The following is a 14,295-nucleotide window of genomic DNA, read 5'->3' as shown; positions in this document are numbered from 1 at the left end:
AATAGCTATTCTAAAAAAGATCTGTTTTGCCTATATATATTTCCTTGTGAAGAAAAAATCCGGTTTCACCAGCTTTCAGAAATCAATGCAGAATTAATCGAAACCCCTGATAGTGTGCCTGATGCTACAGCCATGGAAACAGACCTGGCCATAGTCGTGTTATCACCAGCTGCAAATACACCAGTAATGCTGGTTTGTTTTTTGTCGTCAATCACCAGATAACCCTGCTCATTAATTTCACAGCCCAAGCTTTCAGGAAGCGAGGAATGCTGCTCAAAATCAACTTTTCCATACATCACGTTGAAGCAATGCTCCTGCCCATCTTCCAGCAGCAGGCTTTTTAGCTGGCCTTTTTCCTGCAAAAGTTCTTTTACAGGGACTTCAATTACGGGAATGCCATGACTTTTGAGCTGTAAAAGCTGCGCTTCGTTCAGATTTACTGGGCCATTGGTATACAAAACCAAATCTTTAGTCCACTGGCTCAGCACCTGGATAAAATGAAATGCAATTTCTCCATTGGCTAGCAAAGCTGTTTTTTGACCTGCAACTTCATAACCATGGCAATACGGACAATGGATTACAGAAATCCCCCAGCATTCCGCAAAGCCTTTGATGTCTGGCATCCGGTCTTTAACACCTGTGGCAAACAATAGCTTTTTCGCTTTCAAAGACTTACCGGTTGCCGTCTTTAGCTCAAAATAGTCATTGTCTTTTACGGCAGCAGTTACGAAATCATTTAAATGTGTTACAGTAGGATATTTTAAAACATCTGCCAATCCTTTTACAGCAATTGCGGCCGGTGTTTCGCCATCCTGTGTCAGGAAGTTATAAGAATGTGGCGTCTGCGCATTACAGGGCTTCCCGCTATCTACCACCAGGACTTTCCGTCCTGCCCTGCCTAAGGCCATTGCTGCAGAAAGACCTGCATAACTTCCACCGATAATGATCACTTCTTGTATCGTTTCTTTTTCCATATTGCTTAAGGTTTAAAGGAAGGCAGACCAGGGTAAATCCCTTTCCCTGACAACCAGATTAAGCACAAAGTTAGAAACAGGAATAACTAATGCAACACAATTGCAACAATACAACAGGAAGATGACATAATGTTGCTTTACTTAATCAATGCCGTTCTAATACTGGAAGTATGCGCACTGAATACCCCTAAAGCGCCATTACTAAAGTTAGAGGGTGGATTAGCCGGAGCCACCGGTGGCCCGTTTCCTCCTGTATTCTGACTCAGGCTGTAAAAATACCGGTATACATTTCGATCAATACATTGAATTTCTACCTGAACACTATCTCCTTTAATCAAGTCATTCAACTCATAAAAGATCACATTGGTGACTTTATTGCCATCATCAAAGCGGTCTTCGGAGACCACATCTTTTTCTACCACTCCTTTAAACTTTAGGATATAACGGTATTGATTGGCTACTCCAGCAGGATCTCTAAAGTTTACCGCCACATAATTCTTGGTTTCTCCAAAAAAGGTAAAGCTCTTAAAGGTAAGCGAATCCATAGGCACCCGGGCTGGCATGGTGGAACTGGCTTTATAGGTTTGCCCCTCTACCGTCACCGATAAGTCGTACCTGGAACCCGATTTGCCTTTGAATTTTACACTTTGGTATATACCTGGACTTACTTCATTAAAAACAATAGCTCCAGCACCATCCACAGCGAGCACTACTTTTGCACCGCTAAGCCCATTAAATTTGTTGGGCTCGGTAAAGTTATAAGTTTTGGAAACCTTAACGCGCTGAATCTCATTCTGGTCGCTCACACCACCATCTATCACCACCACTGCCGGAGCATCGTCTAGTTTGAGTTCTATCACCTTCTCACATGCGGAGAAAAGACAAATAATCAGCAATCCTAAACCCCATCCTCTATATAATTTCATTTTCTTCATGACGCTTTTAGGTTAAAATTTGAAGTTCCAGGTAACCGAAGGAATAATGCCAAACAAGGTCGTTCTGACCACTTCTGTCCGACTAGGATCATTTTCATTATCTTTAAAATCAATTGAAAAAGCATTTTGTCGGTTGTAAACATTGTAAATTCCGAAAGACCAGCTGGACTGTAATTTCTTGCCTGGTTTTCCTTCCAATGTAGCCGCCACATCTAGACGATGATAAGCCGGTGTCCGGTAAGCATTCTTCTCTTTGTAATAAAAAGCAGTTTTACCATTGATCTCATATTTACCACTTGGATAAGTCACTGCATTTCCGGTATTGTAAACAAAAACAGAGGAGAAGGTCCAGCGTGTACTCGCTTTATAAATCCCTACCAACGAAATATCGTGTGTCCTGTCTTGTTTCGCATAAAACCACTTTCCTTCATTGATCGCATCAAACTGACGTTCAGTTCTGGAATAAGTATAGCCAATCCAGCCATTGAACTTGCCAAACCTTTTCTTTAGAAAAAATTCTATTCCATAAGCACGGCCGTCACCATATAATAAATCGGCTTCTACATTGCTGTTTCCTCTCAAATCGGTCCCACTTCGGTACTCAATTTGGTTTTGCATCCACTTGTAGTAAATCTCTGCAGAGAACTCATATTTATCATCGTTAAAGTTCCTGAAATAACCGGTTGCTACCTGATCCGCAATTTCCGGTTTCACATTATTGCTATTCATAATGTACAGGTCTGTTGGCGAGGTAGAGGTCGAATTAGACATCAGGTGAATGTTTTGTACATTCCTGGTATAAGCAGCTTTTATCGCACTGGAAGGGTTCAGCTGATAACTGGCCGACAGCCTCGGCTCCAGATTGAAATAAGTTTTGACCAGTGTTCCGGAGCTGTAGTTTTTACTGGAAACCGTATTTCCGTCTTCATCATAAGTCTTGAAATTTCCAGGCCCCAGTAAAGAAAAATTACTCAGTCTCAAACCATATACCAGATTAAAACGCTCATTAACGGTCCATTCGTCAGACACATACATGGCAGATTCCAGGCCTTTTCTGTTCTCATAAGTGGTTGGATTGACGCTGGAACTCTCGTCGGCACTGAGCTTTCCTGGGGCGATCGTGTGGTGGATCACATTGAGCCCAAACTTCAGACTATGGTTATTACTCAAGCGGTAATCAAAATCCTGCTTCAGGTTAAAATCTTTAATAGAAGAATTCACTTTAAAGTTATTGTCTTCCATCATATTCTGAATCACATAATTGTAATTGCTATAGATCAGGGAGGTATTGGAGAACAATTTACTGCTGAACAAGTGGTTCCAACGCAAGGTCACCGTGGCATTGCCCCAATTGAACCCAAATGTGTCGGCAAGGCCGAGCTTGTCGCGGCCAAAATAACCGGAAATATACAAGGTATTTTTATCGTCCAGCTGGTAATTTGCCTTGGCATTTAAATCATAAAAATATAAGGTATTGCTGTTGATTGAGCTATCCGGTGAAAGCTTAAAGAAAAGATCCATATAGGTTCTTCTTGCGCTGACCATAAAAGAACCTTTGTCTTTCACGATCGGTCCTTCTACTTTAAGCCTGGAAGAGATCAGGCCGATGCCTCCTTCCGCAGTAAATTCTTTGCGGTTTCCGTCGTTCATTTTCAGGTCAAGCACCGAGGCCAATCGTCCGCCATATTGTGCAGGCATCCCTCCTTTATAGACGCTCACATCTTTAATGGCGTCGGAATTGAAGGTGGAGAAAAAACCCAGTAGATGGGAAGCATTATAGACTGGCGCTTCATCCAGGAGGATCAGGTTCTGATCTGTAGCCCCTCCCCTTACATAAAAACCGCTATTTCCTTCTCCTGCTGATTTAATTCCTGGCAGGAGCTGCAAGGTTTTCAGTACATCGCGTTCGCCAAGCAGCACCGGAACATCATTGATTTCCCGAACACTCAGCTTCTGTAATCCCATTTGAGGGCTGCTCACGTTTTCGTTTTTTTTAGTTGCTGAAATGACAACTTCATTCAATTGATTGTCTTCCTCTAAGGCTACATTGAGGCGCAGATCTTTAGAGGACACTTCCACTTGTCTGACCGTAGTTTTATAACCGATAAAACTAACAGCTACTTCATATTTACCTACAGGGATAATGAGGGAATAAAAGCCGTAAGCATTCGTCAGGCTGGAAGCAGTGCTCCCTCCATTGACTTTAATACTTGCGCCAATCAGCGTTTCCCCTGTTTTTGCGTCAGTAACATTCCCACTAATGGTTCTTTTAGTTTGGGCTATGGAATACTGGAATGTTATACTCAATAAAAGTATCAGTACTAGTCTAAAGGTATTAGGCATATAAAAAATAGGGTATAATATTCCTTAAATCATGCTTTAAATACAACACGAATGGCTAAATATACTGAATGCTAAGTATTTTCCACGGAAATAATGCCAGCAAACTTTATCTTCTTTGCAATTGTTCTGAATGGGATGGCTTTAATCAAATTTACAAACAAAGGCATATACTGCCCCAAAGGTGATTTTTACATTGATCCCTGGAAACCTGTCCGGCTTGCGGTAACTACGCATGGCCATGCCGACCATGTGAAGTCCGGCAATGATGCGTATTTATGTCATGAGCTGACCAAACCTATTCTACTCCACCGTTTGGGGAGTGATTTAAAGATACAAACCCTTGCCTATGGCGAAACCCTGCTGATCAATGGCGTCCAGCTGAGCTTGTTTCCCGCAGGTCATGTGATCGGATCTGCGCAGGTAAGACTGGAGTATAAAGGGGAAATATTTGTGGTTTCCGGTGATTATAAGGTGGAGTATGATGGCATCAGTACCGCCTTTGAACCTGTAAAATGCCATACTTTTGTTTCAGAAAGCACTTTTGGGCTGCCAATTTACAATTGGCTGCCTCAGCAGGAGATTTTCGACCAGATCAGCCATTGGCACAGCAACAATCAGCAGCAGCAAAAAACCAGCGTGTTGACCGCCTATAGTCTCGGGAAGGCCCAAAGACTAATTAAAGGACTCAGTCCTCTCCAGCAGAAAATATATGTCCACTCCGCTATAGCGAATTTAAATGAAGCTTTTATCAAAGCTGGAGTAGCGCTTCCGGAAACGATCAGAATCAGCCCGGAAATCGGCAAATCCGAACTTCAGGAAGGGATTGTGATTGTTCCCCCGGCAGTAGCAGATGGCCGTTGGATCAAAACCTTAGTCCATCCGGCAACGGGTGTCTGCTCCGGCTGGATGCAGGTACGTGCCGGGCGGAGATGGAGAAGTTCTGATGCTGGCTTTGCCCTCAGCGATCATGCCGATTGGCCAGGCTTGCTATCTGCCATTAAAGCCACAGCAGCAGAAAAAGTATATGTAACCCATGGCTATACCGCCACCTTCTCTAAGTATTTAAATGAAATCGGTATTGATTCTGAAGAGGTGAAAACACAATACGGTGTAGAAGACGATGAGGAGGTAATCCATTGAAACGATTCACAGAACTGATCGCCCAGCTGGAAAGCAGCAATAAAACCAACGATAAGATGGCCGCACTGGTCGCTTATTTTAATGAAGCAGAAGAGCAGGACAAACCTTACGTGATTGCCATGTTTACCGGAAAAAAGCCAAAGCGACCGGTCAGCACCGCATTGCTTAAAGAATGGGCTATTGAAAAAAGCGGGATTCCCGCCTGGCTGTTTGCCGAAAGCTACCATAATGTAGGAGACCTGAGCGAAACGATTGCCCTGATTTTACCGCCTCCAACGCAAACCAGCGACCTTAAACTGAGCGAATGGATTAAGGCTTTGGCAGTCCTTAATGGTTTAGATGATTCGGCTAAAAAAAGTTTTATCACTGATTCCTGGGATCGCCTCAACACTCCTGAACGCTTTATTTTTAATAAACTGATCTCAGGAAACTTCAGAATTGGGGTTTCCGGAAAAATGCTGGTCAATGCTTTAGCCAAACAAAGTCAGGTTCCTGCCAACCAGATCATGCACAGCATCATGGGCAAATGGAATCCGGAAGAAATTACATATCCCGAGCTGATTGCAGGTGCGCATGTGAATACAGACCATTCCTGGCCCTATCCATTTTGTCTGGCCTATGCGCTGGAGCAAGCTCCCGAAGCTTTGGGAACCGTACAAGAATGGCAGGCAGAATGGAAATGGGATGGTATCCGCGGACAAATTGTAAAGCGTGGCGGAGAACTTTTTATCTGGTCTAGAGGAGAAGAATTGGTCACAGATCAGTTTCCGGAGCTTCATTTCTTATCTGCGGAATTACCGGATGGAACCGTTCTGGATGGAGAAATTCTTGCAGTCAAATCGGGAAAAGTATTGCCATTTGCCATATTGCAGCAGCGGCTAAACCGGAAAACCATTGCTAAAAATCAGCTGGAAAATGCACCTATAGGTTTTTACTGTTACGACCTGATCGAATACCAGGGAGCAGATCAGCGTGGGGAACCACTAAAAAATAGAAGGAAAAAACTGGAACTGCTCATTTCTAAAATTCCAGCACAGGAAAACCTCTTCCTTTCTCCAGTGGTGGAAGCGAAATCCTGGACAGCACTTGCGGAAATAAGAATGGATTCCAGGGCCATGAACAGCGAGGGATTGATGCTCAAAAAACTAGATTCTCTATACCATAGCGGCAGAAAAAGAGGCGATTGGTGGAAATGGAAAATCAACCCTTATACCGTTGATGCGGTTATGATTTATGCACAAAAAGGAAGCGGCAGAAGAGCCGGCTTTTTCACAGATTATACTTTTGCTATACGCGATGGCGATCAGCTGATTACCATTGCCAAGGCTTATTCCGGATTAACAGATGCAGAAATTAAAGAGGTTGATGCTTTTGTAAAGAAAAATGCAATAGAGAAATTTGGCCCCGTACGTACTGTTAAACCAGAACTGGTATTTGAAATTGCTTTTGAAGGTATTGCTGAAAGTAAAAGACACAAAGCCGGTCTCGCCCTGCGCTTCCCCAGGATTGCCAGGTGGAGAAAGGATAAAAAAGCGGAAGAAATCAATACTTTAGCCGATTTAAGGCAGTTGTTAAATTCTACATTAGAATAGTAAATATGGGTATAGAAAAGAGCAGTGGCTATCGACAGGTATTAAAATGGCTGAAATCGGGGAAGAGAAAACCTTTCCAGTTTCAAAGCGATGCCTGGCAATATTACGCGGAAGGATACAGTGGATTGATCAATGCACCCACAGGTTTTGGAAAAACATTCTCTCTTTTTCTTGCCGTGGTTATTGAAGAATTGAATGAACAAGCCGAAAACAGTTCGAAATTGCCTAGAAAAAAGGGATTGAAGAAACCCGTAAAAGCGAGCAAGGGTTTAAAGTTGATCTGGATTACGCCACTCCGTTCCTTAGCAAAGGACCTTGCCCGCGCCATGCGGGAAGTTTGTGCAGAACTAGAGTTGGACTGGCAAATTTCTGTTAGAAACGGAGATACGACGGCATCAGAAAAGCTGAAGCAAAAGAAACAAATGCCAGAAGTATTGATCATTACCCCTGAAAGCATGCATTTATTGCTGGCTCAGAAGAACAATTTTGCCCATTTTTATCCGCTGCGATGTATTGTTGCCGATGAATGGCATGAATTGATCGGAAGTAAACGGGGCGTGATGGCAGAACTGGCAATTTCCAGAATTAAAGGTATTTTAAAAGAAAAACATCCGGAACGACTGCTTAGAATATGGGGCATTTCGGCCACGATAGGCAACCTGGAGCAGGCTATGGAGGTGCTGGTTCCCTATCCTGATTTGCTAAAAATCATTGTCAGGGCTGAGGTAAAAAAGAAAATCCTGATCAAGTCTATCCTACCTGATCATATCGATATGCTGCCATGGGCAGGACATTTGGGTCATAAACTGGCGCATAAACTCTTACCCATTATCCATAAGAGCAAGACTACCCTGATTTTCACCAATACCAGAGGGCAGGCAGAATTATGGTATCAAAACCTGCTGGCCCTAGATGAAAGCCTGGCTGGGGTCCTGGCCATTCATCATGGTTCTATAGATTACGAATTACGCAACTGGATTGAAGATGCTTTGCATTCAGGAATATTAAAAGCAGTCATCAGTACTTCTTCCCTTGATCTGGGTGTCGATTTTAAGCCGGTAGACACGGTGGTTCAAATTGGCTCCCCTAAAGGAGTTGCCCGGTTTTTACAGCGTGCCGGAAGAAGTGGGCATTCTCCAAATGAGACTTCAAAGATCTATTTCCTTCCTACCCATGCCCTGGAATTGGTTGAAGCAGCGGCCATTAAAGAGGCTGCAAAAACACAGCAGATAGAAAGTCGGGAACCGATAGTGATGGCTTTTGATACGCTCATCCAGTACCTGGTTACACTTGCCGTAGGCGATGGCTTTAAGGAAGATCAAATCTATGAAGAAGTAAAAGAAACCCATGCTTTCCAGGAACTGCTGCCTTCAGAATGGAGCTGGATGATGCAGTTTATTACCACTGGCGGCGACAGTCTGACGGCCTATAATGAATTTAAAAAAGTGGTTAAAACGGAGGATGGGCTATGGAAAGTGGAAAGCAGGCAAATCGCCATGCGCCACCGCCTTCATATTGGTACGATCGTCAGTGATGCCATGATCAAAGTAAAATATCTCGGCGGCGGATATATAGGGATGGTAGAGGAATCTTTCCTTTCCAAATTAAAAGCGGGAAATAGCTTTACGCTAGCAGGAAGGATATTAGAATTCGTTATGGTCAAAGAAATGACGGCCCTGGTGAGGCGCAGCAAAGCGAAAAAGGCGATCAGTCCGAGCTGGATGGGCGGCCGGATTTCATTGAGTGCCAATCTGGGCAGTATTTTAAGGAAAAAATACAATGAGACGCTGGATCAAACACATGAAGATGAAGAGCTGGACATCGTTTTTCCTCTTTTTGAAAGACAGGCCGCCGTATCTCATGTACCCAAAAACGATGAGTTTCTGGTAGAATTGATTCATACGAAAGACGGCTACCATATTTTTGCTTACCCATTTGAAGGCCGTATGGTGCATGAGGCTTTAGCCGCATTAATTGCCTATCGCCTGAGTCGCCATACCCCGATCAGTTTTTCGATCGCCATGAATGACTATGGATTTGAATTGCTGTCAGAGCATCCCATTCCTTTGGATGAAGAAGAAATCAGGACTTTATTCAGTCCTGCGCAACTAGGAGAAGACATCGTGAGCAGTATCAATGCCACGGAAATGGCCAGAAGAAAGTTTAGGGATATCGCCTGTATCTCCGGATTGGTTTTCCAGGGATTCCCTGGTAAATATACCGCCAACAAACATTTACAATCGTCGTCGGCTTTATTTTTCAATGTTTTTACGGATTATGATCCGAGGAACTTATTATTGCGTCAGGCTTATGAAGAGGCATTTTACCAGCAAATTGAAGAGCCCAGATTATTGGCAGCCTTGCAGCGCATCCAGCAAAGCACGATCATATTAAAGCGACCAGAGAGTTATACACCGCTCTGTTTCCCGATCAAAGTGGATAGTCTAAGAGAAAACATGAGCACAGAAGAGCTAGGACAAAGGATTGAAAGAATGACCGTTGAGGCGGACAAAAAGAACAAAAAAAATAAAGCTTAAACATGCAAATTACCTGTCGGGGAGAAATATTAATATTAAACAAAGAAAGGGCTATTTATTGGCCAGCACAGGAAATGCTAATCATCAGTGACCTCCATATTGGTAAGCCGGCACATTTTAGAAAACATGGTATTCAAGTGCCTTCTACAATCGGCGACCAGGATTTAACACGCCTTAAAGGGCTCATAGAACAGTATCATCCAAAGACATTGCTGATCACCGGAGATTTATTTCACCACCAGCTCAATAGTGATATCACTGTATTTTCTCAATGGAGAGCTGCATTTGCAGACCTGAAATTTCTACTGATCAAAGGAAATCACGATAGACTCCAGATTAAAGATTATAAGGATTTAGGGATTGAAGTTTATGAAAAAGAATTGACCTGCTGGCCATTCCGATTTATCCATGATCGTCCAATAGCTGAGGATGAATATTACACGATTTCCGGACACATCCATCCAGGGGTCACCGTATATGGAAAAGCAAGACAAAGGTTAAGTCTGCCTTGCTTTTACTTTGGTACATCGTATGCAGTTTTACCTGCTTTTAGCGCTTTTACCGGTTTAAGTAGGATTAAACCGGAGCAAGGTGATCGCTTTTATGCCATCACTCCCAGCCATGTTGTGGAAGTTTAAGCCAATCTGATGACGATCACAATAAAAAACAGCCTGTTAAATATCGTTCAAAGCCTGAGTAATGGTTTTATAAATATAGTCCAGGTCCTCATTGCTGATGATATATGGAGGTAAAATGTAAATGATATTCCCTAATGGTCTTAAGATAATCCCTCTTTCCAGGAAATAGGAATACAATTGATTTCTTAAGCCGCTTAAATAAGAAGTATCGGTTCCTGTTTCCCATTCCATGACCAGGATAGTCCCTTTTTGGCGTACGTCTTTAAGCTTGGGATGGTCTTTTATCTGCGCTGCAAATGCTTCATGTTTTGCTTGTACCCTTTGAATGTTTGGCAAAGTCTCCGGGCTCATGAGGATGTCCATACTGGCTAAAGAAGCTGCACAGGCAACTGGATTTGCGGTAAAGGAATGTCCATGATACAGGGTTTTCAGTTTATCTTCACTCATAAAAGCTTCAAACACCTTTTCATTACAAGTCGTTACGCCTAAAGGCATGGTACCACCGGTAAGACCTTTCGAAAGGCAGAAAATATCCGGACTTGTCGTTAATGCTTCACAAGCAAACAAAGTACCTGTACGCCCGAATCCGGTCATCACCTCATCTGCAATCGTTAAAATACCATGTTTCTGACAGGTTTCTATCAGCTGATCCAGGTATTCCGCTTCATACATCAGCATCCCTCCGGCGCCAAGCACCATGGGTTCAAAGATGAAACAAGCCACTTCATTACTCAGGTAATTAATTTTCGACTTGATCTGAGCGATATTCTCCGCATTAGGAAGATCAATAAATTCCACATCAAAGAGCATGGAGCTGAAAGGTCCGGTAAAAATACTTCTACCACTTACAGACATTGCTCCAAAAGTATCCCCATGATAGGCATCTTTAAAAGCGATGATCTTAGTGCGTGCCTTACTTCCAGTATTAGACCAGAACTGCAGACACATTTTAAGGGCAACTTCTACAGCTGTAGAGCCATTATCGGTATAAAAAACCTTTTCCTGACCTACTGGAAGGATTTCCAATAACCTTTCCGCCAATTGTACGGCTGGTTCATGGGTAAAGCCTGCGAAAATTGCATGCTCCAATACACTTAATTGCTCGGATACTCTTTTGGCAATATGGGGATGTGAATGTCCGTGAATGTTCACCCACCAGCTGGAAACGGCATCAATATATTTCTTTCCATCCTCATCGAAAAGATATGCACCTGACCCACTTACAATTGGTATATGCGGCAAGGCGTTCTTCATCTGGGTATAAGGGTGCCAGATGACCTTCTGATCTCTTTCTGCTAAAGTCATGTTTAAATATTTTTATGTAGGAGTAGTTCTACTACTTTTTGATCTGTTTTGAAAGTCACATCCGTTACTTTAAGGTCTTTTAAATCCATCCATCTGAACGATTGCAGACTATCTCCCTCAAAATCAAATGGGATGGTTTTAAAATCTAGTTCCAGGGGATGCAGCTCTTTTACCATATAATAAATACTTAAAATCTGGCTGTCGTTAAAAGATGATTTCTCATAGAAATCGGTGGTATAAATATGATCCAGCACCTCCACTGCTGCATTACACTCTTCCATGAACTCTCTTTTGAGTGCATCGATCAGGCCTTCACCCAGCTCCAGTCCACCACCAGGAAATTTAGTAAAAATCTTCCCTCCAGACTGCTCATCACTAATCAAAACTTGATTGTCGGCATTGATAAGCAGGCCGTATACCCTTACGTTAAAATAGCTCATTGATCGAAATGTTTTTGGTTTTTTGTTGCATTTTCCACCGTCCATGGAATCTCCTTTTGAAAAGCTTCCTGCCTGACGTTACAATTACTCATCTTGCAATAATTGCAGCATGCTGGCAGACAAGGGTCTGCATGAATAAAAAGTTCTGTAGTATGTTCTGCTTTCACATTGATCAACTGATCAATGGCAGATATTTCATGATGTACCTGGTTCAGGTCAAAATAGTACGGTAAAGTAATGTGACAATCGATGTGCAGATCGGCACCATATTGCTGTGCCCTTAAATTATGAACATCAATCCAGGTTTCTTCTCTGTTATCCTGTAAAATGGCGACAATATCTTTCACCAATTCTACATTACTCTCATCCATCAAGCCTCCTACCGACCTTCTGGTGAGCTTATAGCCATTATAAATAATATAGCCACCCAGCGCAATAGAGATCGCGCTATCCAGCCAAAATATCTGGGTGAGCTGGATCAGAATAATTCCAATCACCAAACCCGCACTGGTAATCGCATCGGTCATCAGGTGTTTGCCATCGGCCTCCAAAGTAATAGAACGGTGTTTTTTACCCGTATTGATCAGGTAAAGCCCCACCAGTAGATTCACCACCCCCGTGGCGCCTATAATAGCTGCACCTTCATATAACTGACTGATTTCCTTAGGAAAAATAAGATCGTAACTAGATTTAAAAACGATGATAATTCCGGCAATTGCAATTAGGACTCCTTCCACGAAAGCAGAGAAGAATTCTACTTTCCCATGCCCATAAGGGTGGTTTTCATCTTTCGGTAAGGTAGCGAGGTATATGCTGTAAAACGCAAAAGAACTCGCCAGCACATTGACAATACTTTCTGCTGCATCCGTAAGGATGGCATTGGAATGGGTGATAAAGTAGGCTACAAACTTAGCCAGCATCAGCAGGATGCTGATACATAAAGAAACGAGTATTGCTTTTTTCTGAGGTAACAATTGGCAGAGTTTAGCTGTCAAAAGTACATTTTAACCAGCAAATTACATTAAAAAGTATTTTTTTTAGTTTAAAATTCCGTTAGGTTTATATATTTGCCTTCTCACAAAATTATATTTGCTTGCGCACAAAATATTATGACATTTTTATCCAACAGAATCAATAACCTTTCAGAGTCTCAGACCATTAAAATGGCAAAGTTAGGTAGAGAACTATCCTCAAAAGGAATAGATGTAATCAACCTGAGCTTCGGTGAGCCCGACTTCTTTACTCCAGAGTTTGTGAAGGATGCAGCGAAGATCGCTGTGGACGAAAACTACTCTTACTACACTCCTGTATCAGGTTATCCTGAATTACGTAAGGCAATTGCTGATAAGTTATTGAGAGAAAATGGACTAAACTATAGTTTTGATCAGATTGTAGTCTCTACTGGCGCAAAACAATCTTTGGCCAATGCTGTTATGTGCCTGGTAAACCCTGGAGAAGAGGTAATTGTGCCTACTCCTTACTGGGTATCTTACTCAGAAATGATCAAACTTGCGGAAGGCGAAACCGTATTTATCAATGCTACCGTAGAAAACAATTTCAAAATCACTGGTGCACAATTGGAAGCGGCCATTACGCCAAAAACTAAATTGTTCATGTTCTCTTCTCCATGTAACCCAACAGGATCTGTTTATTCGAAAGAAGAACTGGCCGACCTGGTTGCTGTATTTGAGAAACACCCAAATATCTATATCATCTCTGATGAGATTTATGAGCACATCAACTTTGTAGGAAAACATGCTTCGATTGCTGAGTTTGACTCGATCAAAGACAGAGTAATCCTCATCAATGGTTTCTCAAAATCTTATGCCATGACTGGATGGCGCGTAGGCTATATGGCTGCGAACAAAGAGATTGCTAACGCCTGTGATAAAATGCAGGGACAAGTGACTTCAGGAACTTCTTCTATCGCACAACGTGCCGCTTTACATGCTTACCAAGGTGGTTTAGAATCTGTAAGTGCAATGGTTAATGAATTCAGAAGCCGCAGAGATATTGTCTATGCTTTATTAAAAGAAATTCCAAATATCAAAGTAAACCTTCCTGATGGTGCATTTTACTTCTTCCCAGAAGTGAAAGCTTATTTCGGTACCAGCACTGGCGATTACAAAATCAACAATGCAGAAGACCTTTGCCTTTACCTATTAAATGAAGCTCATGTATCCACTGTAACGGGTGAAGCTTTCGGTAACGAGGATTGTATCAGAATTTCTTATGCTGCTGCAGAAGATAAATTGAGAGATGCCGTATTGAGAATTAAAACTGCTTTAGAAAAATTAAGCTAATATAAATCATTTGTCACGTCCTGAAATAGGTTGACATAAATTTAACCATAAAAATCCTTATCCGTTTATTCAGGTAGGGATTTTTTGT

General features: G+C 42.3%; 11 protein-coding genes. 5 read left to right on the top strand and 6 right to left on the bottom strand.

Going from position 1 to position 14,295, the window contains the following annotated elements:
* Positions 1 to 65: 65 nt before the first annotated feature.
* The 3 genes from K7X70_RS14760 to K7X70_RS14750 all read right to left on the bottom strand — a co-directional run bounded on the left by K7X70_RS14760 (position 66) and on the right by K7X70_RS14750 (position 4,252).
* The gene (locus K7X70_RS14760; RefSeq protein WP_222537780.1) at positions 66 to 974 is read right to left on the bottom strand and encodes an NAD(P)/FAD-dependent oxidoreductase; all 909 of its coding nucleotides are present in this window, start codon (positions 972 to 974) and stop codon (positions 66 to 68) included.
* Between the two features lie 137 nt (positions 975 to 1,111).
* Positions 1,112 to 1,909: a DUF4249 domain-containing protein gene (locus K7X70_RS14755; RefSeq protein ID WP_255607283.1), complete on the bottom strand. Its 798-nt coding sequence runs from the start codon at positions 1,907 to 1,909 to the stop codon at positions 1,112 to 1,114.
* Between the two features lie 12 nt (positions 1,910 to 1,921).
* Positions 1,922 to 4,252 (bottom strand): TonB-dependent receptor, encoded by a 2,331-nt coding sequence (locus K7X70_RS14750; RefSeq protein WP_222537779.1) that lies wholly within the window; start codon positions 4,250 to 4,252, stop codon positions 1,922 to 1,924.
* 93 nt (positions 4,253 to 4,345) lie between these two features.
* On the opposite strand from K7X70_RS14750, the gene K7X70_RS14745 reads away from it, so the two are divergent.
* From K7X70_RS14745 to pdeM, 4 genes are read left to right on the top strand one after another with little or no spacing between them, the layout of a single operon-like run.
* Positions 4,346 to 5,392, top strand: coding sequence for a ligase-associated DNA damage response exonuclease (locus tag K7X70_RS14745; RefSeq protein WP_255607281.1), 1,047 nt, complete (start codon positions 4,346 to 4,348; stop codon positions 5,390 to 5,392).
* Complete coding sequence (locus tag K7X70_RS14740; RefSeq protein ID WP_222537778.1) at positions 5,389 to 6,984, top strand: ATP-dependent DNA ligase; 1,596 nt, start codon at positions 5,389 to 5,391, stop codon at positions 6,982 to 6,984. Before K7X70_RS14745 ends, K7X70_RS14740 begins: the two co-directional genes overlap by 4 nt.
* Before the next feature lie 5 nt (positions 6,985 to 6,989).
* Positions 6,990 to 9,521, top strand: coding sequence for a ligase-associated DNA damage response DEXH box helicase (locus tag K7X70_RS14735; protein ID WP_222537777.1), 2,532 nt, complete (start codon positions 6,990 to 6,992; stop codon positions 9,519 to 9,521).
* 2 nt (positions 9,522 to 9,523) lie between these two features.
* Positions 9,524 to 10,159, top strand: coding sequence for a ligase-associated DNA damage response endonuclease PdeM (pdeM, locus tag K7X70_RS14730; protein ID WP_222537776.1), 636 nt, complete (start codon positions 9,524 to 9,526; stop codon positions 10,157 to 10,159).
* Positions 10,160 to 10,195: 36 nt separating this feature from the next.
* On the opposite strand, the gene bioA is transcribed toward pdeM, so the two are convergent.
* The 3 genes from bioA to K7X70_RS14715 are packed head-to-tail and all read right to left on the bottom strand — an operon-like array spanning position 10,196 to position 12,824.
* Entirely contained in the window at positions 10,196 to 11,464 is a 1,269-nt protein-coding gene (gene bioA / locus K7X70_RS14725) for an adenosylmethionine--8-amino-7-oxononanoate transaminase (RefSeq protein ID WP_222537775.1), read from the bottom strand.
* A 2-nt stretch (positions 11,465 to 11,466) separates the two neighbouring features.
* A complete protein-coding gene (locus K7X70_RS14720; protein WP_222537774.1) occupies positions 11,467 to 11,904 on the bottom strand; it encodes an NUDIX domain-containing protein in 438 nt (145 codons plus the stop codon).
* Positions 11,901 to 12,824: a cation diffusion facilitator family transporter gene (locus K7X70_RS14715; RefSeq protein WP_438268963.1), complete on the bottom strand. Its 924-nt coding sequence runs from the start codon at positions 12,822 to 12,824 to the stop codon at positions 11,901 to 11,903. Before K7X70_RS14715 ends, K7X70_RS14720 begins: the two co-directional genes overlap by 4 nt.
* A gap of 189 nt (positions 12,825 to 13,013) precedes the next feature.
* On the opposite strand from K7X70_RS14715, the gene K7X70_RS14710 reads away from it, so the two are divergent.
* Entirely contained in the window at positions 13,014 to 14,207 is a 1,194-nt protein-coding gene (locus K7X70_RS14710; RefSeq protein WP_222537772.1) for a pyridoxal phosphate-dependent aminotransferase, read from the top strand.
* The last annotated feature ends 88 nt before the right edge of the window (positions 14,208 to 14,295 follow it).

The sequence above is a fragment of the Pedobacter polysacchareus genome (genome assembly GCF_019802255.1).
Lineage (GTDB): Bacteria > Bacteroidota > Bacteroidia > Sphingobacteriales > Sphingobacteriaceae > Pedobacter > Pedobacter polysacchareus.
Note: the sequence above shows the minus strand (reverse complement) of the source record. Positions and strands in the feature narration are given on the sequence as shown.